General features: G+C 64.5%; 15 protein-coding genes. 3 read left to right on the forward strand and 12 right to left on the reverse strand.

Annotation, left to right across the window (positions count from 1 at the left end; translation table 11 throughout):
- Position 1 precedes the first annotated feature (1 nt).
- From ACFDR6_RS11870 to ACFDR6_RS11885, 4 genes are read right to left on the reverse strand one after another with little or no spacing between them, the layout of a single operon-like run.
- Positions 2-3,106 (reverse strand): efflux RND transporter permease subunit, encoded by a 3,105-nt coding sequence (locus ACFDR6_RS11870; RefSeq protein ID WP_375858360.1) that lies wholly within the window; start codon positions 3,104-3,106, stop codon positions 2-4.
- Positions 3,106-6,255 carry an efflux RND transporter permease subunit gene (locus ACFDR6_RS11875; RefSeq protein ID WP_375858361.1) on the reverse strand — a complete coding sequence of 1,050 codons (3,150 nt, stop codon included), beginning with the start codon at positions 6,253-6,255 and terminating at the stop codon, positions 3,106-3,108. Before ACFDR6_RS11875 ends, ACFDR6_RS11870 begins: the two co-directional genes overlap by 1 nt.
- A gap of 37 nt (positions 6,256-6,292) precedes the next feature.
- The gene (locus tag ACFDR6_RS11880) at positions 6,293-7,720 is read right to left on the reverse strand and encodes an efflux RND transporter periplasmic adaptor subunit (RefSeq protein WP_375858362.1); all 1,428 of its coding nucleotides are present in this window, start codon (positions 7,718-7,720) and stop codon (positions 6,293-6,295) included.
- Positions 7,710-9,161 carry an efflux transporter outer membrane subunit gene (locus ACFDR6_RS11885; RefSeq protein ID WP_249153264.1) on the reverse strand — a complete coding sequence of 484 codons (1,452 nt, stop codon included), beginning with the start codon at positions 9,159-9,161 and terminating at the stop codon, positions 7,710-7,712. The genes ACFDR6_RS11880 and ACFDR6_RS11885 overlap by 11 nt, the downstream gene beginning before the upstream one ends.
- A 686-nt stretch (positions 9,162-9,847) precedes the next feature.
- Between ACFDR6_RS11885 and ACFDR6_RS11890 the strand changes: the two genes are divergently transcribed.
- On the forward strand, positions 9,848-10,882 hold the full coding sequence (locus ACFDR6_RS11890; protein ID WP_375858364.1) for a cysteine synthase A: 1,035 nt from the start codon (positions 9,848-9,850) through the stop codon (positions 10,880-10,882).
- 61 nt (positions 10,883-10,943) lie between these two features.
- Here the strand turns inward: ACFDR6_RS11890 and ACFDR6_RS11895 are convergent, their stop codons facing one another.
- The 7 genes from ACFDR6_RS11895 to ACFDR6_RS11925 all read right to left on the reverse strand — a co-directional run bounded on the left by ACFDR6_RS11895 (position 10,944) and on the right by ACFDR6_RS11925 (position 22,537).
- Positions 10,944-13,184 (reverse strand): O-linked N-acetylglucosamine transferase, SPINDLY family protein, encoded by a 2,241-nt coding sequence (locus ACFDR6_RS11895; protein ID WP_375858365.1) that lies wholly within the window; start codon positions 13,182-13,184, stop codon positions 10,944-10,946.
- A 146-nt stretch (positions 13,185-13,330) separates the two neighbouring features.
- On the reverse strand, positions 13,331-15,574 hold the full coding sequence (locus ACFDR6_RS11900) for an O-linked N-acetylglucosamine transferase family protein (RefSeq protein ID WP_375858366.1): 2,244 nt from the start codon (positions 15,572-15,574) through the stop codon (positions 13,331-13,333).
- A gap of 110 nt (positions 15,575-15,684) precedes the next feature.
- On the reverse strand, positions 15,685-17,922 hold the full coding sequence (locus tag ACFDR6_RS11905; protein ID WP_375858367.1) for an O-linked N-acetylglucosamine transferase, SPINDLY family protein: 2,238 nt from the start codon (positions 17,920-17,922) through the stop codon (positions 15,685-15,687).
- Positions 17,923-18,023: 101 nt separating this feature from the next.
- On the reverse strand, positions 18,024-18,761 hold the full coding sequence (locus ACFDR6_RS11910; protein ID WP_249153263.1) for an amino acid ABC transporter ATP-binding protein: 738 nt from the start codon (positions 18,759-18,761) through the stop codon (positions 18,024-18,026).
- Between the two features lie 11 nt (positions 18,762-18,772).
- Positions 18,773-20,293, reverse strand: a complete 1,521-nt coding sequence (locus ACFDR6_RS11915; RefSeq protein WP_375858369.1) for an amino acid ABC transporter permease — start codon at positions 20,291-20,293, stop codon at positions 18,773-18,775.
- Positions 20,290-21,495, reverse strand: a complete 1,206-nt coding sequence (locus tag ACFDR6_RS11920; RefSeq protein ID WP_375858370.1) for an amino acid ABC transporter permease — start codon at positions 21,493-21,495, stop codon at positions 20,290-20,292. Before ACFDR6_RS11920 ends, ACFDR6_RS11915 begins: the two co-directional genes overlap by 4 nt.
- Before the next feature lie 25 nt (positions 21,496-21,520).
- Positions 21,521-22,537 (reverse strand): amino acid ABC transporter substrate-binding protein, encoded by a 1,017-nt coding sequence (locus ACFDR6_RS11925; RefSeq protein WP_212085174.1) that lies wholly within the window; start codon positions 22,535-22,537, stop codon positions 21,521-21,523.
- A gap of 397 nt (positions 22,538-22,934) precedes the next feature.
- Here ACFDR6_RS11925 and metC point away from each other — a divergent pair, with 397 nt between their 5' ends.
- Both metC and ACFDR6_RS11935 read left to right on the forward strand, forming a co-directional pair.
- Positions 22,935-24,119, forward strand: coding sequence for a cystathionine beta-lyase (gene metC / locus ACFDR6_RS11930; protein ID WP_212085171.1), 1,185 nt, complete (start codon positions 22,935-22,937; stop codon positions 24,117-24,119).
- Between the two features lie 154 nt (positions 24,120-24,273).
- Positions 24,274-25,965: a Na/Pi cotransporter family protein gene (locus ACFDR6_RS11935; protein ID WP_212085169.1), complete on the forward strand. Its 1,692-nt coding sequence runs from the start codon at positions 24,274-24,276 to the stop codon at positions 25,963-25,965.
- Positions 25,966-26,010: 45 nt separating this feature from the next.
- Here the strand turns inward: ACFDR6_RS11935 and ACFDR6_RS11940 are convergent, their stop codons facing one another.
- Positions 26,011-26,871, reverse strand: coding sequence for a DMT family transporter (locus ACFDR6_RS11940; RefSeq protein WP_212085167.1), 861 nt, complete (start codon positions 26,869-26,871; stop codon positions 26,011-26,013).
- Positions 26,872-26,941: the final 70 nt, after the last annotated feature.

Here is a 26,941-nt window from a genome sequence, read left to right on the forward strand (position 1 = left end):
CCTATTCCGCGGGCGCAGCCAGCGGGCGCGGCGCGGACCGCCGCCGCAGGCGGTCGATCAGGAGGTAGATCACGGGCGTGGTGTAGAGCGTCAGGATCTGCGAGACGAACAGGCCGCCGATGATGGTGATACCGAGCGGACGGCGCAGCTCCGTGCCGGGGCCGGTCGCCACCACGAGCGGAATGCCGGCGAACAACGCCGCCATGGTCGTCATCAGGATCGGGCGGAAGCGCGCCTGGCAGGCCTCGAAGATCGCCTCCGCCGAGGACAGGCCGCGCTGGCGTTCGGCGTCGAGCGCGAAATCGACCATCATGATGCCGTTCTTCTTGACGATGCCGATCAAGAGGATGATGCCGACGAAGGCGATCACGGTCAGCGGCGTGTTGGTGAGCTGCAGGGCGAGCAGCGCACCGAGCCCGGCGGAGGGCAACGTCGAGATGATCGTGAGTGGATGGGCAAGACTTTCGTAGAGTACCCCGAGCACGATATACATCGCCACCAGCGCACCGAGGATCAGAAGCGGTTGGCGGCCGCTGGTCTTGGCGAAATCGCCGGCATTGCCGTCGAAGCTGCCGCGGATGCCCTCCGGCATGTGCAGCTCCTCCACCGCCCGCTGGATGTTCTGCGTCGCCGCCTGGAGCTGCACGTCCGGCAGCAGGTTGAACGACACCGTCGTCGAGGGGAACGACTGCGAGTGATAGACCGCGAGCGCGGCAAGGCCACGCGTCGCGTGCACCACGGCCGACAGCGGCACCTGGGCATCGCCCGCGCCCGCGACATAGATGCGCTCGAGGTTGGAGGGATCGACCTGGAATTTCGGATCGATCTCCAGCACGGTCATGTACTGGTTGCGCTGGGTGTAGATGATCGAGATCTGCCTCTGCGAGAAGGCGTTGTTCAGCGCGTTGTCGATGTCCTGCACCCTGACGCCGAGGGCCGAGGCCTTCTGGCGGTCGATCGCCAAGGTCAGTTGAAGCCCGCCGGGATCGCGGTCGCTGGAGATGTCGGTGATCCCCTCGACGCTCTCCATGCGCTTGGCGACGATCGGCGCCCATTTCTGCAGCAGACTGAGGTCGGTGCTGGTCAGCGTGTACTGGTAATCGGAATCGCTCTGGCGCCCGCCGGCGCGGACGTCCTGGGCTGCGAACATGAAGAGACGGATGCCGGGCACGGGGTACAACGCGCGCCTGAGCCGGTCGATCACGACCTGGGTCGAAACGTGATGGCGCTCCTCAGGCGGCTTCAGACTGATGAACATGGTGCCGCGGTTCGAGGTCGCTCCCCCCGGCCCGCCTCCGCTGCCGACGGTCGAGCCGATGCCGGCGACCGCCGGATCCTGCATCACGATGTCGGCGAGGCGTTGCTGGAGGCCAAGCATCGACTGGAACGAAATATCTGCCGAGGCGCGTGTCGCACCGATGATGAACCCGGAATCGTCGGTCGGGAAATAGCCCTTGGGGACCTTGATGTAGAGCGTCACGGTGAGGCCGATGGTGGCGAAGAACACCAGCAGCGTCAGCAGCGGGAACTCCAGCACGGTGCGCAAACTACGGGTGTAGAGCGCGACGATGCGCGACAGCGAGCCCTCGATCAGCCGATCGAACAGGGTCGCCGTGCTGGACGTGGTCTGGCGGATGTAATGGGCGCAAATCATCGGCGTCACCGTGAGCGACACCAGCGTCGAAACCAGGATGGCGAAGGTCAGCGTCAGCGAGAATTCGCGCAAGAGGCGGCCGACGATGCCGTCCATGAAGATCAGCGGCGTGAACGCCGCGATCAGCGACAGGCTGATCGAGACCACCGTGAATCCGATCTGCTTGGCGCCCTCCTGCGCGGCCCGGAACGGCCGCATGCCTTGCTCGAGATTGCGGTACATGTTCTCGATCATGACGATGGCGTCGTCGACCACGAAGCCGACCGAGATCGCGAGCGCCATCAGCGAGAGATTGTCGATCGAGAAGCCCGCGAGCCACATGCCGGCGCAGGTGCCGGCCAGCGCCAGCGGCACCGATATGCCGGCCGCGATCGTCGGCGTCAGCCTGCGCAGGAACACGAACACCACGACCATCACCAGGACCGCGGTCGCCAGCAATGTCCATTGCATGTCCATCACGCTGGCGCGGATCGTGCCGGTGCGGTCGACCAGGGTCGAGATCTCGACGCCGGCCGGAATCCATTGCCTGAGCTCGGGGATCAGCGCCTTCACCCTGTCGACGGTGTCGATGACGTTGGCATCGCCCTGCTTGGTGATCTGGATCAGCACCGCCGGCTGCTTGTTGAACCAGGCAATCGAGCGCGCGTTGCGGACCGAATCCTCGATGTCGGCGACGTCGGACAGGCGCACGAAATTGCCGCCAGAGCTCTTGATGACGATGTCGCGGAACTCTTTCGCCGTGCGCATCTGCTTGTTGAGCGCCAGCGTCTCGCTCTGGCGCTCGCCGTTGAAGATGCCGACGGGACCGAGCGGGTTGGCGTTGACGATCGCGGTCCTGACGTCGTCGGTGGCGATACCGGCGTTCGACAGCGCGACGGGGTTGAGCTGGACCCGCACGGCCGGCTGGTCGGCGCCTGACACCGTGACATCGCCGACACCGGGCACCTGCGAGATGCGCTGCGCCAGCACCGTGTCGGCGACGTCGTAAATTGCGCTGGCGGACAGCGTCTTCGAGGTCAGCGCCAGCACGAAGACGGGCGCGCCGGCGGGATTGGCCTTGCGGAAGCGCGGCAGCGTCGGCAGGTCGCTCGGCAGGTCGATCATCGCGGCGTTGATCGCCGCCTGCACGTCGCGCGCGGCCTTGTCGATGTTGCGCCCGATGTCGAACTGGAGCTGGATGCTGGTTGTGCCGAGCGTCGAGGTCGAAGTGATCTGGTTGACGCCGGCGATCTCGCCCAGCCGCCGCTCCAATGGCGAGGCCACCGTCGCCGCCATCACCGACGGGTCGGCGCCGGGCCGGCTGGCCGAGACGAAGATGGCGGGAAAATCGACGTTCGGGACCGAGGCAACTGGCAGGAACTTGTAGGCGACCACACCCAGAAGGAACAGCCCGATCGACAGCAGCGTGGTCGCGACCGGGCGCCGGATGAAGGGCTCCGAGATCGATACCATCACTGCATCCCCTCGGTCGCGCCCGCAACGGGCGGACCGCCGGATTCGGCCGGCGGCAGCGCCTGCTCGAGGCGGCGGTTGATGCGGTCGAGCGCGAGGTAGATCACGGGCGTGGTGTAGAGCGTCAGGAGTTGGCTCAGCAGCAGGCCGCCGATGATGGAGATGCCGAGCGGAAAGCGCAGCTCGGCGCCGGTGCCGCTCTCGATCGCCAGCGGCAGCGCACCGAACAGCGCCGCCAGCGTCGTCATCATGATGGGGCGGAAACGCAGCAGGCATGCCTGCACGATCGCCTCGTGCGGCGACATCCCCCGCCCGCGCTCGGCCTCGAGCGCGAAGTCGATCATCATGATCGCGTTCTTCTTGACGATGCCCATCAGCAGGATGATGCCGATCAGACCGATCACCGAGAGGTCCTGCCCACACAACATCAGCGCCAGGATCGCGCCAACGCCGGCCGAGGGCAGCGTCGACAGAATGGTGATCGGGTGGATGTAGCTTTCATAGAGCACGCCGAGCACGATGTAGATCGTGATCACGGCGGCAAGCAGCAGCCAGGGCTGGCCGGCGAGCGCCTTGGCGAATTCGGCGGCATCGCCGGCATAGACGCCGACGATGCTGTTGGGCATCCCGATCCTGGTCTCGATCGTCTTCACGGCCTCGACGGCATCGCCGAGCGCGGCGCCCGGCGCGAGGTTGAAGCTGAGCGATACCGAGGGGAACTGCGCCTGGTGCGAAATCGCGAGCGGCGCAGTGGTGCGCTTCAGCGTCGCCACGGCCGACAGCGGCACCTGGGCGTTGGGCGCGCCGGCGGTGGTGCTCGCAGCGCCCGGCAGATAGAGCTTGGACAGGATCGAGGGATCGCGCTGGTACATCGGCAGCGCTTCCAGCACCACGCGGTACTGGTTGGCCTGGCCGTAGATCGTCGAGATCTGCCGCTGCGCGAAGGCGTCATTGAGCGTGTCGGTGATGGCCTGGAGGCTGACGCCGAGCTGGCCCGCGCGGGTGCGATCGACGTCGAGTTGCGCTCGCAGACCGCCCTCCTGCGCCTCGGAGGAGACGTCGCGGAACAGGGGATCGCGCCGCATCTCCGCGACGAGCTTGCGCGCCCATTCCGACACCAGCGTCGCATCGGTGCCGGTCAGCGTGTACTGGTATTGCGAGCGGCTCGACTGGGTCGAGATCTGCACGTCCTGCACCGGCTGGAAATAGACGGCCATGCCGGGGATGCCTGATACCCGCTGCTTCAGCCGAGTGATCACCACGCTCACATCGTCGCGCCGTTCCCCGCGCGGTTTCAGCGTCATGACAAGACGCCCGACATTGGTGGTCGGGTTGACCGAGCCTGCGCCAATGACCGAGACCACGCCAGTCACATCAGGGTCGGCCTGGATGGCGTCGGAAACCTCGGCCTGCCGCCTCTGCATCTCCGCGAACGACACGTCGGGCCCCGCCTCCGTCACCGCCGTGATCGAGGCGGTGTCCTGCAGCGGCAGGAAGCCTTTTGGCGCGACGACATAGAGCACCAGAGTCGCTACCAGCGTGGCGAAAGTCACGACCAAGGTGGCGCGCTGGCGTTCCAGCACCCATAGCAGCGTCCGATGATAGGCCTCGACGGTGCGGTCGATGAAGCGGCTGATCGCCGCGAGGCCCGGCACCGCCAGCTCCTCATGGGTGTGCTTGAGCAGCCGCGAGCACATCATCGGCGTCAGCGTCAGCGAGACCACGGCCGAGGTGACGACGGCGATGGTCAAGGTCAGCGCGAATTCGCGGAACATGCGGCCGACGAGACCCGACATGAACAGCAGCGGGATGAACACCGCGATCAGCGAGACCGTCAGCGAGATCACGGTGAAGCCGATTTCGCTGGCGCCCTTGAGCGATGCTTCCATCGGGCCGTCGCCGTTCTCCATGTGTCGGACGATGTTCTCGATCATGACGATGGCGTCGTCGACGACGAAGCCGGTCCCGATCGTGAGCGCCATCAGCGACAGATTGTCGAGGCTGAAGCCGGCAAAATACATGACGCCGAAGCTTGTGATCAACGACAGCGGTAGCGCCACGCCCGCGATCAGGGTGGCGCGTAGCGAGCGCAGGAACAGCAGCACCACCAGCGTCACCAGCACCACGGCAAGGACGAGCGTGAACTGCACGTCGCGCACCGAGGCGCGGATAGTGACGGTGCGGTCGGAGACGATCGTGAGGTTCACGCCGGCCGGGATCGCGCGCTGAACTTTTGGGATTTCCGCGCGGATCTGGCTGACGACGTCGATGACGTTGGCGCCGGGCTGGCGCTGGATGTCGATGATGACGGCCGGCGTGCCCTGGTACCAGCCGCCGGTGCGATCGTTCTCCAGGCCGTCGACGATCTGCGCGACATCGGCGATGGTGACAGGCGAGCCGTTGCGGTAGGCGATGATGACGGGCTTGTAGGCGTCGGCCGCGGCGATCTGGTCGTTGGCCGCGATGATGTAGGATTGCTGCGCGCCGTCGAGCGAGCCCTTCGGCCCGGAGACATTGGCACTGGCAATTGCGGCGCGCAGATCTTCCATGGCGATGCCGTAGGCGGCGAGCCGCGCCAGATCGGCCTGGATGCGCACGGCCGGCTTCAGCCCGCCGAGCACCGAGACGCGCCCGACGCCGGATATCTGGCTCAGCCGTTGCGCCAGAAGCGTGTCGGCGATGTCGCTCATCGCCCGCAGCGAAATGGTTTCGGAGCGCAGCGCCAGCGTCATCACCGGCGCGTCCGCCGGATTCACCTTGGCGTAGATCGGAGGATACGGCAGCGTCTTTGGCAAGACGCCGGCCGCCGCGTTGATCGCAGCCTGCACATCCTGGGTGGCGCCGTCGATGTCGCGATTGAGATCGAACTGCAGTGAGATCTGGCTGACGCCGAACGAGCTCGTCGAGTTCATCGCCGAGAGCGACGGGATCTGCCCGAGCTGCCGCTCGAGCGGTGCGGTGATCAGCGAGGCGATCACGTCGGGGCTGGCGCCCGGAAGCTGCGTCGTCACCTGTACGGTCGGGAAATCGACCTGCGGCAGCGCCGAGACCGGCAGCGCGAAATAACCGAGCAGCCCGCCGATCAAGAGCGCGATGCCGAGCAGCGAGGTTGCGATGGGCCGTCGGATGAAGGGTTCGGAAACACCCATGGGATCTGCCTGCCGCGTCAAGCGGCTGTTGTCGGGATCATGGCTGCTTGGCTCCAGATCCCGATGCCCCCGGGCTTGGTGCAGGTCCTGGTGCAGGTCCTGGAGCCGGTCCGGTCTGTCCCTTCTGGTCGCCTTCGCTGTTGCTCCGCTTGGCCCGGAACTCGCCGTCCCTGCCCCGTCCGTCCTTCTGGTCTTCCTTCTGCCCTTCCTTGGCACCGTCCTTCTTCTGAGCGTCAGGCCCCCGCGAGCGCTTGCGCGGCGCGAGATCCGCGGACGGGGTCTGGTCGTCGCGGCCGATGATCACCTTGGAGCCATCGGACAGATTGGCAAAGCCCGTTGTGACGACCTTGTCGCCGGGTGACAGGCCGCTGGCGATCACGGCGTCATGTTCGTTCTGCTGGGTCACCGTGACGGGCTTGGCCGAGGCGACGTTGCCCTCCCCGATGACATAGCTGAAAGTGCCCATCGGACCGCGCTGCACGGCTGACGTCGGCACCACCAGTGCCTGCATCAGGGTTTCGACCTTGAGGCGGACGTTGACGAACTGGCCCGGCCAAAGCTGGTAGTTGGCGTTGGGAAATTCCGCCTTGAGCTTGAGCGTGCCGGTGGTCTGGTCGACCTGGTTGTCGATGCCGGTGAGCTTGCCGGTGTCGATCACGGTGATGCCGTCATTGCCGAACACGTCGACGGCGAGCGTACCCTTCGCCGCGGCCGCATTGACGCGCATGATCTGTTGCTGCGGCAGGCTGAACCACACCGCGATCGGCTGTAGCTGCGTGATCACGACGAGGCCCGTGATGTCGGAGGCGTGGACGATGTTGCCCTGGTCCACCTGGCGCAGGCCGGCGCGGCCCGAGATCGGCGCCACAATCTTGGTGTAGCTCAGCGTTGCCGCCGCATTGTCGATCGCGGCCTGGTCGGCCTTGACCAGCGCCTCGGTCTGCGCGACCAGCGCACGCTGGGTATCCGCCTGCTGCTTGGAGCCGGCATTGGAGGCGGCGAGCTGCTCATAGCGCGCAAGGTCGATGCGCTGATTGGCGAGCTGGGCCTGATCCTGGGCCTTCTTGGCCACGGCTTGGTCGTACTGGGCCTGATAGATCGCGGGATCGATCTCGCCGAGCACGTCACCCTTCTTGACGTCCTGTCCTTCGGTGAAGTTGACCGCGATCAGCTTGCCGTCGACCTGCGAGCGCACGGTCACGGTGTTGAGTGCGCGGATCGCGCCGACGCCGTCGAGATAGACCGGAACATCCTGGACCCGCGGGCTCGCCGCCAGCACGGGTACCGGCAGATCGGGCCGCTGGTTGCGGTTGTTGGCCTGCTGCTGGTGCGTGGCGATCCAGCCGAGATAGCCGAGGCCACCAAGGATGGCGAGCGTGACCAAGGTCATGACGAAGCCGCGGCCGCGCGATTTTTTCGCCGTCCCCTCTTCCGTGCCCTGCTTCGTATCCGGCTTAAAGAGCATTGACCGGTTTCTCCATTCGCGGCTCCCAGCCGCCGCCGAGCGCCTGGTACAGGCTGACGACGGCGAGAAGCCGTGCGAGTTGGGCCTGCCACAGCGCGTCTTCCGCCTGGAACAGGGTCAGTTGGGTGTTGAGCACGGTCACGATGTCGGCGGTGCCGGCGCGCAGTTGCTGCTCTGAGAGATCGAAGGCGCGTCGCGAGGCGACAACGACGTCGCGCTGCAATTGCAGCCTGATCGTGGTCTGCTTGATCGAGAACAGTGCGTTGTCGACGTCGGCAAAAGCCTGGACGATGGTCTTGCGGTAAGTCTGGAGCAACTCGTCCTGCCGCGCCTTGGCAAGCTCGAAATTGCCGAGGATCCTGCCGCCGTCGAAGATCGGCTGCGTGGCGCTGCCGACGAGTTGGAAGAAGGCGGCGTGCGGCTGGAACAGCGAGACCAGCGCCGCGCTCTGGTAGCCGCCATTGCCGGTGAGCTGGATGGTCGGAAAGAACTGCGCGCGGGCGTTACCGATGTTGGCGGTCGCGGACGCAAGCTGCGCCTCCTGCCGGCGGATGTCCGGCCGCTGCGTCAGCAGCTCCGACGGCAGGCCGGGCGTCACGCGCGGGATCGCGACCCGGTCGAGCGAGCCGCCGTGCACGCGCACGCTCTCCGGCGGGCGCGAGACCAGCACCGCGAGCGCGTTGACGTTCTGGTCCAGCGTCTGGCGCAGCGGCGGCACCAGGGCCTTCTGGTTGGCAAGCACGCTTTCCTGCTGGGCGACGTCGAGATCCGTGCCGGTGCCGGCCTTGCGCCGCTCCCTGACGGCGTCGAGGATGCGCTGGGCGCTGGCGATGTTGCGCTGTGACGTCCTGATGCGATCCTGAGAGGCCAGAACCTGGAAATAGGCGTTGGCAACGGCGGCCAGCGTCGTCAGTGCGACGGTGTCGCGATCGAAGCGGTTGGCGTTGGCCGTTTCCTCGGCCGTTTGCAGCGCGGCGCGGTTCTGGCCCCAGAAGTCGAGCTGATAGCTCGCGCTCAACGAAGCCGAATAGTTGACGACCTCGCGTCCGCCGATGGACAGACCCGAGGAGCTTGCGCCCGAGGTGCGCGAATAGGTTTCCGATCCGCCCGTCGATACGCTGGGCAGCAGCGCGGCGCCCGCCTGCCGCGCCTGGGCGTCAGCCTGGACGATGCGCGAGACGGCGGCGGCGATGTCGAGATTGACGGTCTGCGCCTCTTCCATCAGCTGCGTCAGCTCCGCGGAGCGGAAGCCACGCCACCAATCCAAGGACGGCGGCGCATCGCCCTTGCCCGCGTATTTGTAGTGCGAGGGAACGTCGAGGGCGGGATCGGGAAGGTCCTGGGTCAGCACGCACGCGCCCGAGCCGGCGGCGAGGCACAATACCGCGAGCCAGCGCGCCGCGCGCAGCGTCCTGGATGCAGAACCTACGGACCGCCGCATGGCGATCGCCGGAACATCCTGTGTCACATCCACCCCCCGCCGGGCAGATCAAGCCGCCGCGCAACCGGATTAACCGATTCGCGGCGGGACAATCGGGGGGCTTTGGACAACTCATTCACAACGTGATGCTTTCTACGGAACCTCGATATCGATACTAGCTGGGCGCGGAACAGCGCGACAGTCCCGCAGTTGCGAGATGGCCGCGCCAACGAACCTCGAGCGGATCGATCAAAATGCCGAATGTCCCTGTCTCGCAGAGACTTCTTTCATTCCCAAAACATCGGGAGGCGTGAACAAGCTTACCAAGATTTCATGTGATAATGCTGCCACACCGGCATCGGGGCTTTCCGATCTGGCGGCGGCGCTCCGTGAGGCCTCGGCTCGGTCGCGCCCCCAACATCCGCGTCCCCAGATATCGTCCAGACCAGCTCCTGGAAAAATGCGCTCGTGAAGTGGCTGGTGACGACCCTTATCTTCCGTGCCGTGACGGCGTTCAGTCATTTCCTCCTAGTGATGTTCCGCCGCGCAGCCAAGCGCATCAATCGCCGGCCACGCTACACGATAATATCCCTGTTTGGACAGGTGCTTCAGCCGGTTTCGCCGCAGCGCAAAAGCCTTCCCCTTTGCCCTCCCAAGCACTAGGTTCTGGCCAACCAGATCAACCCCTTGATAGCGATTTTCCTGACATGACCATTCGAAACGACGTTGTCGAAGCCATCGGCAACACCCCGCTGATCAAGCTGAAGCGCGCCTCGGAACTGACCGGCTGCACCATTCTCGGCAAGGCCGAGTTCATGAATCCCGGCCAATCGGTCAAAGACCGCGCCGGCAAATGGATGATCCTGGAGGCCGAGAAACGCGGCGAACTCAAGCCCGGTGGTCTCGTGGTGGAGGCAACCGCCGGCAATACCGGCATCGGGCTCGCGGTCGTGGCGAGTGCTCGCGGCTACCGCACGCTGATCGTGATCCCGGAGACGCAAAGCCAGGAAAAGAAGGATTTCTTGAAGCTGTGCGGCGCCGAGCTGATCGAAGTGCCCGCCCTGCCCTACGCCAACCCCAACAACTACCAGCATGTCGGCCGCCGACTTGCGGAAGAGCTGCGCAAGACCGAGCCCAATGGTGTGCTGTTCGCGGACCAGTGGAACAACCTCGACAACGCCAAGGCGCACTACGAGTCCACGGGGCCCGAGATCTGGGAGCAGACCGGCGGCAAGGTCGACGGCTTCGTCTGCTCGGTCGGCAGCGGCGGCACGCTCGCCGGCACCAGCCGCTATCTGAAAGAGAAGAACAAGAACATCCGCATCGCCTGCGCCGATCCGCACGGCGCCGGTATGTACGAATATTTCAGGACCGGTGATGCCAAGGCAACGCCGGGCGGCTCGATCACGGAAGGCATCGGCCTCAACCGCGCGACCGCGATCGTCGAGACGGCCAAGGTCGACGACGCTTATCTCATTCCCGACGCCGAAGCCGTCAGCGCCATCTACGAGCTGCTCCAGCACGAGGGCCTGTGCCTCGGCGGCTCGACCGGCATCAACATCGTGGGCGCGATGCGTCTCGCCAAGCAGCTCGGGCCCGGCAAGACGATCGTCACCGTGCTGTGCGATTCCGGCAGCCGCTATCAGTCGAAGCTGTTCAACGCGGATTTCATGCGCGCCAAGAACCTGCCGGTGCCGGAGTGGCTGGAGAAGCGCAGCAACATCAAGCCACCGTTGGTGTGATCGTCACACGCCCCCTGGCGTCGAGGACGCGCGTCCACAAGGACCGCGTGGTCCGGCCTGTCTACGCACCCTCGCCGCGTTCCGAGGCTGCGGCACAACGGTCGCGCCAGAACCGTCGATAACCCTCCTCGACCTTGCGCGTGTAAATCTCGACGTTGCCGGCCGGCGAAGCTGCGATCCGAGCCGGCAGATCTGCGCGCAACTTTGCCAGATGCGCGGGCTGCGCCGCGTATTTGCATGCGATCGCGGCATACCCCTCGTCATCGTCGGCGACCCAGTCACCGAGACCGATTGCAGCCACGATGGAGCCGCCGGCGCGCGACGAGGCGCCGTGGCCGAGCTTGGCGACGACCGGAACGCCCGCATAGAGGGATTCCCAGGTGCTGACGCCGCCGTTTTGCGGGAAAGTGTCTAGGGAGATGTCGACGTTCGCAAAGGCCCGCAGATGCTCGGCGCGCTGGGACGAGCCGAGGCACGTGATGTTCTGCTCGGCGATTCCCTGCGCCACGAAACGTGCGAGAAGACCGTCTCGCACCAGCGGATCGTCAAGCAGCGTATGCTTGATGATGATCTTCGATCCGCTGACCTCGCGCATCACCTTCGCCCACACGAGGATGGCATCATCCGAGATCTTGGAGATGCGATTGAACACGCCGAAGGTCACATGGCCGTTGCGGAGCATCGGAAGCTCCGAAGCGGGCACATCAAGGATGGGATCAGTCGTGATCAGGCACGGCAGATCATGAACCTTTTCGGCCAGCAGGTGGCGGGCGGATTCCGGAATGAAGATCGGGTCCGCGAGCACGTAGTCCATCGTCTGCAGGCCGGTCCCCGTGGCGTGCCCAAAACCCGTGACCTGGATCGGAGCCGGCTTGCGGGCAAACACAGGAAGCCTGTTGCCGGTGGTATGCCCTGATATGTCGATCAGGATATCGACCTTGTCGGCTTCAATGCGATCGGCCAGCTCCTCGTCCGAGAGTTGCGAGGCGTCGACCCAGACGTCCGCCAACGATTTGAATTTGACGGTCATCTCGTCTCGCGTCGGCGAGCACGAATAGCAGACGATCTCGAATTGGGCGCGATCGTGATGACGCAGCACCGGTAACAGACCGAACGCCGCCGAGTGATACCAGAACTCGGCGGACACATATCCGACCACGATCCGCCTGTCGGGATCGAACTGCCGGGGTGCGAGCTTCCTTTGCGGCAATCTGGCGCCGATCGCATCCCACCAGGATTTGCGTGCCGCCTGCTGGATCGCGAAATCCGCGTCGGAGAGAAAGTCCAGAAAGTAGATCTTCCGCGCGATCAGGTCCGGCTCGCCCGGCGCGATCGCCAGGGCGGCGTCGAGATGCTCGATCGCGGCTGCGATCTCTCCCTGGTTCGCAAAACAGGCACTCAGCAGCGCGAGCGCGATCGCCGAGCGCGGATTTTCCTCGAGCAGTGCCGTGCAGGTCAGGATCGCCTGCGCGGTATTCCCCATGCTCAGCGAAACTTCCGTCTTCCCCCGCAAGGCCACTTCGAGCCTGGGTGAAAGCGCAAGTGCCGCATCAAAATTCGCGGCCGCCTGTTCCGGCCGCGACAGCGCAAAATTGAGCCGGCCGCGGTGCGCGTGGGCCTTGGCCGAACCGGGCCTGATCGCGAGCGCCGCTGCGAGCGCGGCTTCCGCCTCGTCGTAGTGCTTCAGCTCGATGTTCACCACGCCTTTGCCGACGAGCGCCTCTGCGTGACGCGGCTGAAACAACAGGGCGCGCTCGAAGCTCTGCCTGGCCCGGTCGAACTGGCCCAGCGCCAGCTCGGCGAGGCCACGATTGCAGAGCGCATCGGCATAATCGGGCTTCAGCTTGATCGCGCGATCGTAGAGTTCGATGGCCTGCCCCGGCAGGTTCATCTGGAGCAAGGTATTGCCGAGGCCGGCGAGAGCCGGCGCAAAGTTCGGCTTCAGCGCGATCGCCTTCTCCTGACACGCGCGGGCGGCCTCGAATTTCTGAAGCACGAAGTGCACGGCGGCGAGATTGTTATGGGCCTCGTGCGAACGCGGATCGATCGCGACCGCGCGCTCGAGCAGCTGTTGCGCCTCATCGAGGCGCCCGAGCTGTTGCACGCTAAGGCCGAGGAAATGCGTGGCGTCAAAATGATCCGGAACGGCTTGCACGATCTGGCGGCAGAGCGCCTCGCTCTCCGCATATCTGCCCTGGCCATAGGCGCTCGCCGCGGCGGAGATGATGGCGTCGGCCTGCTTCTTCAATTTCTTCTGCAATCGCGCATTCTGGAATGCGCGCGCGCCGGCGCTGCTCTGCAAGGTGTCTCTCCGGAAGATGGTCTGGGGGCGAGTCTAGCTGATTCGTGCGTCAAGCCGGCCGCTCGGCGGGGCCGGAGTTCCCTCCGGGATATTCCGGGGCTCACCGCAATATCCGGCCGAGGAATCGCTTGGTGCGCTTGCCCCGCCTACGCGACCTCGCCGCATTCCGCGGCGGCAGCGCAATAGTCGCGCCAGAACTGGCGGTAACCTGCTTCGAGCTCGCGCGTGTAGATCTCGACATTGCCGGCGGGCGAGGCTGCGATCTGCGCCGGCAAACCCGCGCGCAACTTCGCCAGATGCTCTGGCTGTGAGGCAAACTTGCGGGCGATCTCGACATAGCCGTCGTCGTCCTCGGCGACCCAGTCACCCAGGCCGACGGCAGCCACGATCGAGGCGCCGGCACGCGAGGAAGCGCCGATACCGAGCTTGGCGACGACGGGAACGCCCTTGTAGAGGGATTCCCAGGTACTGATGCCGCCATTCTGCGGGAACGTGTCGAGGGAAATGTCGATCTTGTCAAAGGCCTTCAGGTGATCGTCGCGCGAGGTGGTGCCGAGGCACGTGATGTCCTCCTCCGCAATGCCCTGCGCGATGAACCGTGCGACCAGGCTATCGCGCAGCAGGGCGTCATCGAGCAAACCGTGCTTGAGGACGATCTTCGATCCCGGCACCTCCCGCATGATGCGCGACCACACACGGATCGCATCGTCCGAGATCTTGTAGATTCGGTTGAACACGCCGAAGGTGACGTAGCCATTGCGGAGCATCGGCAGCTCGGACGGCTGCAGATTGGTGACGGGCTCCATCGTGATCAGACACGGTAGATCGTAGATCTTCTCGGCAAACAAATGCCGGACCGATGGCGGAATGAAAATGGGATCGGCGAGCACGTAGTCCATGGTCTGCATGCCCGTGCCGGTCGCGTGTCCGAAGCCGGTGGCCTGGATCGGGGCCGGCTTCCGCGCGAAACACTGCAGCCTGTTGCCGGTCGTGTGGCCCGAAACGTCGATGAGGATGTCGACATTGTCAGCCTGAATGCGGTCGGCGAGTTCGTCGTCCGAGAGCCCCCAGGCGTCAACCCAGACGTCCGCCAGCTCCTTGAACTTGGCCGTGTACTCATCCGCTCCGGGCCAGGAATAGTAGCAGATGATCTCAAACTTGGCGTGATCATGATTGCGTAGCACCGGAAGCAGCGTGAGTCCCGCCGAGTGCTGCCGGAATTCGGCGGCGACATAGCCGACCACGATGCGCTTTTCCGGATCGAGCGGCCGCTTCGGCAGCGTCCGTTGTGGCAGCTTGGAGCCGATCGCGTCCCACCAGGATTTTCGCACCGCCTGCTGGACCGTGAAATCGGCCTCGGGCCGGTAGTCCTGCAAGAAGATTTTCCCCCTGATTGCATCCCCGTAGTCCGGCCGGACCGCCAACGCGCGATCGAGATATTCGATCGCAGTGTCCATCTCTCCCTGGGTCGAGAAGGCGAAACCCATCAGCGCCAATCCGATTTCGGAGCGCGGATTTTGCTCGATCAAGGCCGTTGCGGCCGCGATCGCCGGCGCGGTCTTTCCCATGACGAGGCAGACCTGCGCCTTCCCTCGTAGGGCGAGTTCGAGCTTGGGCGAAACCGCGAGCGCCGCCTCGAAATCCGCAAGCGCCGGCTCCAGGCGCTGCAGCTCGTAGCTGAGCCGTCCCCGCTGGGCCAAAATCCTCGGCGCGCCGGGTTTGATCGCCAGCGCCATGGCAAACTTGGCTGCGGCTTCTTCGTGGTGCCGGAGCTCCATGCTGACCATGCCGCTGCCGACGATGGCCTCCGCGTGACGCGGCTGGAACAGCAAAGCGCGATCGAAACTTTCCTTGGCGCGCTCGACCTGTCCAAGCAATATCTCGACCATGCCGCGATTGCAGAACGCATCGGCGTAGTCCGGCTTCAATTTGATGGCGCGCTCGTGCAGCTCGATCGCCTGCCCGTATAGCCCGAGATGCATCAGCGTGTTGCCGAGATTGGTCAGCGCGACCACGAAATTCGGCTTCAGCGCGATCGCCCTCTCCTGGCACCGCCGCGCCTCCTGGTAATTGCCGAGGTCGAAATGCACGGTCGCGAGGTTGTTATGGGCATCGTGCGAGCGCGGATCGAGTGCGATCACGCGCTCGAGCAGCTGCTGCGCCTCTTCGAGGCGGCGGCCGTCGTGGGCACACATGCCGAGCAGGTGCGTGGCATCGACATGATCCGGAAGGGCCTTCAGGATCTCGTGGCACAGCGCCTCGGTCTCGGCATACCGGCCCTGACCATAGGCGTTCGCCGCAGCGGCGATGACGGCGTCGGCCTGCTTCATCAATTTCTTCTGCAATCGCGCGTTCTGGAATGCGCGCGCGCCGCCGCCGCTGTTCTGCAAGCTGTCTCTCCGGAGGATGCCCTGGGCAGAGTCTAGCTGATTCGCGCGCCCGGCCGGCCGGTCACCGGACCAGCATCACCCCCGGGATCTCCCGGGGGCCCCGGACCTGCCTACGCCACCTCGCCGCCTGCCGCGGCGGCACAATGATCGTGCCAGAACCGGCGATAGGCCGCTTCGACCTCACGCGTGTAGAGTTCGACGTTGCCGGCAGGCGAGGCTGCGATCCGAGCCGGCAGACCGGCGCGCAACTTCGCCAGATGGGCGGGCTGCGCCGCGTATTTGCATGCGATCGCGGCATACCCCTCATCATCGTCGGCGACCCACTCGCCGAGGCCGACGGCCGCCACGATGGAGCCACCGGCGCGCGACGAGGCGCCGTTGCCGAGCTTGGCGACGACCGGAACGCCCGCATAGAGGGATTCCCAGGTGCTGATGCCGCCATTTTGCGGGAAGGTATCGAGGGATATGTCGACTTTCGCAAAAGCCAGCAGATGCTCGTGGCGCGAGGTCGAGCCGAGGCAGGTGATATTCTCTTCGGCAATGCCCTGGGCCAGGAACCGCGCGATGAGGCCGTCGCACAGCAAGGGATCGTCGAGCAGGCCATGCTTGACGACGATCTTCGAGCCCGCGACCTCACGCATCACTTTCGACCACACCCGGATTGCCTCATCCGATATCTTGTAGATGCGGTTGAACACGCCGAAGGTCACATGGCCGTTCCGGAGCATGGGAAGCTCCGAAGGCGGCACATCCAGGATCGGATCGATCGTGATCAGGCACGGCAGATCATGAACCTTTTCGGCCAGCAGATGGCGCTCCGATTGCGGAATGAAGATCGGATCCGCGAGCACGTAGTCCATGGTCTGAAGGCCGGTCCCCGTGGCGTGCCCAAAACCCGTGACCTGGATCGGGGCTGGCTTCCGGGCGAAGACAGGGAGCCTGTTGCCTGCCGTGTGCCCCGACACGTCGATCAGAATATCGATCTTGTCGGCCTGGATCCGATCGGCCAGTTCGTCGTCCGAAAGCTGCGCGGCGTCGACCCAAACGTCGGCGAGAGGCTTGAATCTTTCGGTGATCTCGTCCTGCAACGGCCAGCAGGAATAGCAGACGATCTCGAACCTCGTGCGATCATGATGGCGCAGCACCGGTAGCAGGGCGAACGCTGCCGAATGGTTCCTGAACTCCGACGCGACATAGCCGACCACGATTCGCCTGTCCGGATCGAGCTGCCGGGGTGGCAATGTCCGTTGCGGCAGTCTGGCACCGATCGCATCCCACCAGGATTTTCGCGCGGCCTGCTGGACCGCGAAACCGGCCTCCGGCAGATAATCCAGGATGAAGATCTTGCGTGCGATGGCATCGGCATAATCCGGCGAGATCTCGAGCGCCGCGTCGAGATGCGCGAGCGCCGTCGCGACGTCTCCCTGGTTCGCATAGCAGGCGCCGAGCAGCACGATCGCGTAATCGGACCGCGGATTGTCCTCGAGCAGGGTCTTGACGGCGGCAATCGCCTGGGTCGTGTTCCCCAACAGAAGATTGACTTGCGCTTTCCCGCGCAACGCAAGCTCGAGCCGAGGCGCTTGCACCAGCGCCGCATCGAAGTCCACGGCCGCCTGCTCCAGCCGGTACAGATCGAAATTGAGCCGGCCGCGCTGCGCCAGGATCCTCGGTGAACCCGGCTTGATCGCGAGGCCCGCTGCGAGGGCGGCTTCAGCCTCCGAATAGTGCCGGAGCTCGATACACACCATGCCCTTGCCGGCCAGCGCTTCGGCGTGCCGCGGCTGAAACAGGAGGGCGCGATCGAAACTCTCCTTGGCGGGCGCGAACCGGCCGATCATCAGCTCCGCCATGCCACGATTGCAGAATGCGTCGGCATAGTCCGGTCGCAACCTGATCGCGCGTTCGTGCAGCCCGATCGCCTGCTCGCCGAGACCGACGTTCAGCAGCGTATTGCCGAGATTGGTCAGGGTGATCGGACAATTCGGCTTCAGCGCAATGGCCTTCTCCTGGCATGCGCGGGCGTCCTGGAATTTCTGCAGATCGAAATACACGGCCCCGAGATTGCCGTGGGCGTCGGGCGAGCGCGGATCGAGCGCAATCGCGCGCTCGAACAGCTGTTGTGCCTCCTCGAGCCGGCCGCACTCATAGGCGCGCAGGCCGAGCAGGTGCGTGGCATGGAAATGATCCGGAACCTCATTCAAGATCTCGCGGCAGAGCGTCTCGGCCTCCGCAAATCTGCCCTGCCCGAGCGCTTCGATCGCGAAAGACAGGACCGCGTCCGCCTGCTTCCTCAATTTCTTCGCTAGTCGTGCATTCTGGTAGGCGCGCGCGCCGACACTGCTTTGCAAGGTCTCTCTCCGGAGGATGGCCCGAAAAGACGCAAAGCTGATTCGGATGGTGCCAAGCTGGCGGGCCGGTCAGACCGGCGAGGCCACCGGGTTGCGGGCGGTCACCGCAAAATCTGGCTCAGGAACAGTTTTGTGCGGGCGTGCCGAGGCGCAGCAAAGAACTCGTTCGGGGTGTTGGCCTCGATGATCTGCCCGGCGTCCATGAACACCACGCGATTGGCGACCTCACGGGCAAAGCCCATTTCGTGGGTGACGACCAGCATGGTCATGCCCTCCCCGGCGAGGTCCACCATGGTATCCAGCACCTCCTTGACCATCTCGGGGTCGAGTGCCGAGGTGGGCTCGTCGAACAGCATGACCTTCGGATTCATCGTCAAGGCCCGCGCGATCGCGACGCGCTGCTGCTGGCCGCCGGACATCTGCCCCGGAAACTTGTTGGCCTGGTGCGGGATCTTGACCCGCTCCAGGAACTTCATCGCGGTCTCCTCGGCGTCCTTCTTCGGAATGTTACGCACCCAGATCGGCGCCAGCGTGCAATTGTCCAGCACGGTCAGGTGCGGGAATAGATTGAAGCTCTGGAACACCATGCCGACTTCGCGGCGCACGGCGTCGACGTGCTTGAGGTTGGGCCCGAGCTCGATCCCGTCCACGACGATCTCGCCCTCCTGGAATTCCTCGAGCGCGTTGATGCAGCGGATCAGCGTCGACTTGCCGGAGCCAGAGGGCCCGCAGATCACGATGCGCTCGCCCTTCTCGACGGCGAGGTCGATGTCGCGCAGCACGTGAAAATCGCCGTACCATTTGTTGAGGCCGGAAATCCTGACGATGGGGTCAGACATGATGGGCTCGATCAGTTGCGGCGGTGGGCATTGAGACGATGCTCGACGAACAGCGAATAGCGCGACATTCCAAAGCAGAAGATGAAGTAGATGATCCCCGCAAAGGCGAAGCCGGTGAACGCGGTCGAAGGCGTCGACCATTTCGGATCCGAGAACGAAGCCCGTAACGAACCCAACAGGTCGAACAGCGCCACGATCGAGACCAGCGAAGTGTCCTTGAACAGCGAGATGAAGCTGTTGACGAGGTTCGGAATGACGTGACGCAGCGCCTGCGGCAGCACGATCAGCGAGGTCGTCTTCCACCAGGACAGTCCCAGGGCTGCGGCCGCCTCGCCCTGCCCGCGCGGGATCGCGGCGAGCCCGCCGCGGACGTTCTCAGCCTGGTAGGCGCCCGTGAACAGCGAAATGCCGATCAACGCGCGGACGAGACCGTCGACGGTGAAATTGCCCGGCAGGAACAGCGGCAGCATGTAGGTGGCGAAGAACAGCACGGTGATCAGCGGCACGCCGCGCCAGAATTCGATGAAGGCGATCGAGAAGATCCGGATCAGCGGAATGGTGGAGCGACGGCCCAGCGCCAGCGCGATGCCGATCGGCAGCGAGGTGACGATGCCGGTGACGGAGACCACCAGCGTCACCAGCAGGCCGCCCCACAGATTTGTTGCCACAATGGGCAATCCGCCGTGATCGAGCCCCATCAACTTGATGACGGCGGCGATGGCGATGAAGGTGGCGACGCTCGATCCGAGCGCGCGCCATCCGGTGCGAATGCCGCCGCCGAGAACGAAGGCGATCAGCGAGACGACCGCGGCCGTGATGGTGAAATCAGTCCAGACCGATTGGCCCGTTGCCTGGAGCTGGTCACGCAGCAGGGTCAACGGAAAGATCAGCCAATAGATCACCGTGCCGACCAGCACGATGAAATTGCCGAGGATCCAGAAGAGCGGTGCGATGGCCGAGGTCTTGCTGAGATTGAGGAGAGCCTGTCCGGCGTTGACGATGCTATCGTCGAACAGCTGCAGCAGGTCGGCCGTCCAGCTCAGGCCGAAGCCCTTGATGCCGCCGCCGTGCAGCAGGAAGAACGCGACCACCGGAAACGCGATGAAGAACAGGCTGGCATTCAGCCCCTTCGCCGGCAGGCGCGGCACGAGCAGCGGTACCAGCAGAACCGCAGCCAGGATGAACGAGAGATTGACCCGCCAGCGCTCGGCCTCGGGATAGAAACCGTAGATCAATTGCGGCAGCTTGGCCTGGATGTAGGGCCAGCAGGCGCCGACCACAAAGCCGGCGTTCTCCGTGAGGCATGCCGTGCGGTCCTTGCCACTCCACACCGCATCCACCATCAGGAACCTGACGGAGGGAACGATGGTGAACCACAGCAGCAGGGCGCCCACGATCGTGAGCAGGATGTTGGTCGGCGAGTTGAACAGGCGCGTCCGCATCAGCCCGACGAAGCCCGTGGTCTTCACCGGCGCCGGACGCTCGGCGAGGAGGTCCTGGCGGACGAAGCTGCTCGAGGCGATATCACTCATGCGCCCAGACTCCGGCTGACGCGCCATCCATAGACGCTCATGACAGCGCTGGTGAGCAGTGAGATCAGGAGATAGATGCCCATCGTCATGGCGATGATCTCGATCGCCTGCCCGGTCTGGCTCAGCGACGTGCCGGCGAACACGGAGACGAGGTCGGGATAGCCGATCGCGACCGCCAGCGACGAGTTCTTGGTGAGATTGAGGTACTGGTTGGTCAGCGGCGGCACGATGACGCGCATGGCCTGCGGCACGACGATCAGCCGGAGCGTGGTGCCGCGGCTGAGGCCCAGCGAGGCCCCCGCCTCCATCTGCCCCTTGTGGACGGACAGGATGCCGGCGCGCACGATCTCGGCAATGAAGGCGGCCGTATAGGTCGCCAGCGCCAGCGTCAGCGCCACGAACTCCGGGATGATGCGAGAGCCACCGGCGAAATTGAAACCCTTCAGCTGCGGCAGCTCGAAGGTGAACGGCAAACCTGATACCAGCGCCGTAGCGAGCGGCAGACCAAACAGCAGGCCCAAGACATAGGGCCAGATCCGGATCACCTGCCCCCGCTGAAACAGCGCGCGACGGGCATAGAAGCGCAAGGCCAGTGCCCCGACGATGCCGAGCGCCAACATCGCCATGAACGGCTCGAGGCCGCTCTGGCCGATCGGGCTGGGAATGACGAGGCCGCGATTGCTGATGAAGGCAACGCCGAACAGTGAAATGCTCTGCCGCGGATTGGGCAAGGCCGCGAGCACCGCGAGGTACCAGAACAGGATCTGGAACAGCAGCGGCAGGTTGCGGATGATCTCGACATAGATCTCGCCCACGCGCGCCAACAGCCAGTTGGGCGACAGCCGGCAGAGCGCGACGATGAAGCCGATCAACGTGGCGAAGACGATGCCCACCACCGAGACCACGAGCGTGTTGAGCAGACCGACCACGAAGACGCGCAGGAACGTGTCCGAGCCGGTATAGGAGATCAGCGTCTGATTGACGTCGAATCCGGCATTATTCCTGAGGAAGCCGAAACCGGCGGCGATGTGCTGATTCTCGAGATTGGCGCGGGCGTTGGAGACGATCTCGTAGCCGATCCAGCCCAGGATCGCCGCGAAGGCAAACTGGACGGCGACGCCGTTCCAGCCTGCCTTGCCGCCCAGAATGCGCCTGATCTTCAGCGCGATCTGAGGCGGCGGTTTTCGGGCCCCGGAGCTCATGCCGCTGCCACCGGATCAGGAGCGATCAGCGGATCGGCGGCGCGTACTGGAGACCGCCCTTATTCCAGAGATTGTTGAGACCGCGATTGATGGCGAGCGGCGAGCCCGCGCCGACATTGCGATCGAACACTTCGCCGTAATTGCCGACCGCTTTCACGATCCGCACCACCCAGTCCTTGGTCAGGCCGAGCTGTTCGCCGAAATTGCCGTCGCTGCCGAGCACGCGCTTCATTTCGGGGTTTTCCAGCTTCGCTTTCTCGTCGACGTTCTTCGAGCTTACGCCGAGCTCCTCGGCGGTGATCATCGCGAACAGCGTCCACTTCACGATGTCGAACCACTGGTCGTCGCCGTGGCGCACCATCGGGCCGAGCGGTTCCTTCGAGATGATCTCGGGGAGCACCATGTGGTCGTTGGGATTGGCGAGCTTCAGCCGGTTGGCGTAGAGGCCCGACTGGTCGGTAGTGAAGACGTCGCAGCGCCCGGCTTCATAGGCCTTGACCGTTTCGTCGTTGGTGCCGAACGCGATCACCTCGTACTTCATGTTGTTGGCCTTGAAGTAGTCGGCGAGATTCTGCTCCGTGGTGGTGCCGGTCTGCACACAGACCGAAGCGCTGTTGAGCTCGAGCGCCGAATTCACCTTGAGCGACTTCTTCACCATGAAGCCCTGCCCGTCATAATAGGTCACGCCCGTGAAGTTGGCGCCGAGTGAGGTGTCACGCGAGATGGTCCAGGTGGTGTTGCGCGAGAGCAGGTCGATTTCGCCGGATTGCAGCGCGGTGAAGCGGTCCTTGGCGGACAGCGGCACATATTTGACCTTGCTCGGGTCGTTGAAGATCGCCCCGGCGATGGCACGGCAAACATCGACGTCGAGGCCGGTCCAGTTGCCCTTGTCGTCGGGCGAGGAGAATCCCGGCAGGCCCTGGCTGACGCCGCAGGACAACATGCCCCGGTCCTTGATGGTCTTGAGCGTTTGGGCGCCGGCGGATTGGGCGGTCAGACCAGCGGCGAGAGCAAGGGTGAGAGCCAGGGTTACGCGTTTCATGGGCTTTGGGCCTTTCAAAGTCGTATCAAGGATCAAGGAACGTTGTCTCAGGATCATCCCTGCCGGGGCCAGGCGTATCAAGATCAGCCCCTGCAAGAGTCATGCTGGAAAACTTGCCGAACACCCGCCGATCCCGGGAGGCCAATACCTTAATCCCCGCCGCAGGCGCCCGCCCTGATGGCTGTGACGCAAAGTCCGGTCAGGCGATGGATCGAAGGTCGCGGCAGGCCCCTCAACATGCGGCGACTGAATAGCACCTGCGCATTGGAGAGCGGCTGGCGTGCCGGGTCAAGGGGTTGACGGGACTCTTCTGTGTTCTGTTATTAACGACAGCGGCCTTTCGGCCGGCCCATCAGGCGCCAAGCCCGAGCGGAAACGCGGTTTTGAAAGCAGACGCATGGATTCCTCGCACCCTCAAGAGCAGCACGCCGAGACCCGGCTGGTCACCTCCGGCCGCGACACCAAGGCGCAGAAGGGGTTCGTCAATCCGCCGGTCTTTCACGGCTCGACCGTGCTCTACCCGACCGCCGAGGACCTGCACGCCCATCGCGGCGAGTTCACCTATGGCCGCCACGGTTCCCCTACCACCAAGGCGTTCCAGGAGACGCTGATGGCGCTGGAGGGGCCGCAATGCGCCGGCGTCGGCATCGTCCCGTCGGGGCTGTCGGCGATCTCCACCACCCTGCTCTCGGTGCTGAAGACCGGGGACCATCTCCTGGTCTGCGACAACGTCTATCGGCCGTCACGCAATTTCTGCAACGGCATGCTCGCACGCTATGGCGTCGAAACCACCTATTTCGACCCGATGATAGGTGCCGGCATTGAAAAACTGTTCAAGCCGAACACCCGCGCGGTGCTGGTGGAAGCGCCGGGCTCGCAATCGTTCGAGATGCCCGACATCCGCGCCATCGCCGAGGTTGCGCATGCGCGCGATGCGCTCGTCATCGACGACAACACCTGGGCAACCCCGCTCTATCACCGCTCGCTCGACCAAGGTGTCGACATCAGCATGCAGGCGGCCACCAAATATATCGGCGGCCATTCCGACATCATGTTCGGCACCATCTCGGCCAATGCCAAGGCCTGGCCGATGGTCGCCGAGGGCATCCGCCTGCTCGGCGTCTGTGCCGGTCCCGACGATGTTTTCCTCGCGCTCCGCGGCCTGCGCACCCTGTCGGTCCGGTTGGCGCAGCATCATCGCTCCGGGCTCGACATGGCGCGCTGGCTCGCAGGCCGGCCCGAGGTCGCACGCGTGCTGCATCCGGGCTTGGAGACCGATCCCGGTCACGCCATCTGGAAGCGCGACTTCACCGGCGCTTCAGGCCTGTTCAGTATCGTGCTGAAGCCGGCGCCGCAGAAGGCCGTCGACACCATGCTCAACACGCTCAAGCTGTTCGGCATGGGCTTTTCATGGGGCGGCTTCGAGAGCCTTGCGATTCCCTTCGACTGCGATGGCTATCGCACCGCGACCAAGTGGTCGCCGGGCGGCCCTACCCTGCGGCTGCATATCGGACTGGAAAGCGTCGACGATCTCAAGGCAGATCTCGATCGCGGCTTCGCTGCCCTCAAGGCGGCAATGTGAGCCTGCGCGCGAAGCACCGCGCCCACGGATGTGGCATCGCTCCCCTAGGAACGTGCCCGTGTCGCAAACGTTAACGCCAATGCGCCAACAAATGGTTTGAAGCTCAAGCATTTGGCGCTAGCCTCACCAATCGACTCCAATCCGGACACGGAGCATGGGAACGTTGGTTCTGCTCGATCTCATGGGCGGCGTTGCGCTGTTGTTGTGGGGCCTGCACATGGTCCACAGCGGGATTTTGCGCGCCTTCGGTCCCGACCTCAGGCGTCTGCTCGGCAAGGCGCTGAGCAACCGCATGAGTGCTTTCGCTGCCGGCCTCGGCCTCACCGCGCTACTCCAGAGCAGCACGGCGACAGCCTTGATCACGTCTTCGTTCGCAGCCGAGGGTCTCGTGAGCCTCGCCGCCGCGCTCGCCATCATGCTCGGTGCCAATGTCGGCACGACGCTGATCGTGCAGGTGCTGTCGTTCAACATCGCAGCCGTCGCGCCGGTGCTGTTCGTGCTCGGCCTCGTGGCCTTCCGCTCCGGCCCGCGCTCGCGGATCAAGGACATCGGCCGCGTCTGCATCGGCCTCGGCCTGATGCTGCTCTCGCTGCACATCCTGCTCGACACGCTGGCGCCGGCGGAGAACGCACCGGGCGTCCGGATCGTGATGTCGGCCATTACGGGCGATCCAGTCCTGTGCATCGTCATCGCGGCCCTCGTCACCTGGGCCGTGCATTCGAGCGTCGCCAGCGTGCTGCTGATCATGTCGCTGGCCTATTCGCAGTTCATCACTCCATATGCAGCGCTGGCGCTGGTGCTCGGGGCCAATCTCGGCAGTGCCATCAATCCCGTGTTCGAGGGCGCCAGGCGTGACGATCCCGCGAGCTATCGCCTGCCGGTCGGCAATCTCGTCAACCGCGTGATCGGCATTGCGCTGGTCCTGCCCTTCCTGGGCGCGATCGCCGAGCACATGCACGCCTGGCAGCCCGATCTCGCCAGGATGACGGCGGCATTCCACATCGCCTTCAACGTCGGCACCGCCGTCATCTTCATCGGCCTGCTCGACACCATGTCGCGCCTGTTGACGCGCTTCTTGCCCGATCGTGTGCAGGAGGCTGACCCGGCCCGCCCGCGCTATCTCGACGAGACCGCGCTGGAGACACCGTCACTGGCGCTCGCCGACGCCTCGCGCGAGACCTTGCGGATGGGCGACCTCGTCGAGGTCATGCTGCGCAAGGTGATGGCGGCGATGATGACGGGCGACCGTGCGCTGGTCGACCAGGTCACCAAGATGGACAATCTCGTCGACGGTCTCGACGAGGCCATCAAGCTCTACGTGACCAAGCTGATGCGGGGCAGCCTCGACGAGAGCGAAGGACGGCGCGCGATGGAGATCATCTCCTTCGCCATCAATCTCGAACATATCGGCGACATCATCGACAAGAGCCTGAGCGAACTCGCCACCAAGAAGATCAAGCGGCGCTTCCAGTTCTCGGCGGAAGGGGCGGACGAGCTCGCCGCCTTCCACAAGCGTACGATGGACTCCCTGCGGATCGCCTTCGGCGTCTTCATGTCGGGCGACGCCAACGAGGCGCGCAAGCTGCTGGTGGAGAAAACCGCGCTACGCAACACCGAGCTTGCCGCGGTCGAGCGGCATCTCGACCGCCTGCGCGAGGGCCGCCCCGAAACCATCGAAACGACGTCGCTGCATCTGGATGTGCTGCGCGACCTCAGACGCATCCACTCGCACATCTGCTCGGTCGCCTATCCCGTTCTGGATGCGGCCGGCGAGCCTTATCGCCGGACCGAGGCGGAGGCGGCTGCCCTGCCCGCCTCAGGCGCGGCATCGGCAGTGCCGCGCTAAGCGGCCGGGCGTCGACTGAAGTCGGCACGACAGGGTGCCCGACGATCAGGCCGGTTGGGCGCGTGGGCGCACCTGCGTCATGGCCACGCCCGAGATCGCGAGCAGCCCGCCGGCGATCAGCTTTGGGCTTATTCGTTCGTCAAGGAAGATGACGCTTGAAGTCAATGCGAACACCGGCAGCAGCAGACCGAAGGGCGCGACGCGCACCATCGAGCAACGGGCGATCAGCCAGAACCAAAGACCAAACCCAACAATTCCGCCGATGAAGATTGTGTAGGCGAGCGCCAGCCAGCCACGTTCGTCTGCCGTGACAAGACTCGCCATTTGTCCGGATTCGAGCAGCAACGACATCAGCATGACCTGCGGCACCGTGAGCAGCGACGACCAGCCCATCAGCATCAGGGGATCAAAAGGGCCATAACGCTTCGTCAAGACGTTGGACACCGCAAATGCAAAAGCTGCCCCGACCACAAGCAGCAGCGGAAGCGCGTTTGCCGACACGCCAGGGCCCGTTGCCAGCACGACCACACCGATGAAGGCAAGTACCACGCCAGCGGACGTAGTTAGAGACGGCCTCTCCGCGAGCAGCGGCCAAGCCAACAAGACGGTGAAAGGTGGGGCGAGTTGATATGCGACGGCTGACATGCTTCCCGACCCGAGCCCGAGACCAACGTAGAACAGGCCGAAGTTCAATCCACCAAGGAAAAGCGAAATGGCTGCGACAGGTCCGAGCTGCCTGCGCCTCGGCCGTTCGACGAACGGAACGAGCAAAACCGCGATTGCGAGGAAGCGCAGCGCGAGGAAGAAGAGAGGGGGAAATTCCCCCACGCCCACTTTGATGACCACGAACTGATAACCCCAGAGCAAAGGAACGACCACCGCGCAGACAATCTGCATGGCGGACATGGCATCGTTATTTTCACGACCATTTGGTCCAGATATAGGCCTGCGCAAGGGGGAAACGTCCATGGTGTGT

Origin of the sequence: Bradyrhizobium tunisiense (assembly GCF_042263385.1) — a bacterium.
Taxonomy (GTDB): Bacteria; Pseudomonadota; Alphaproteobacteria; order Rhizobiales; family Xanthobacteraceae; genus Bradyrhizobium; species Bradyrhizobium tunisiense.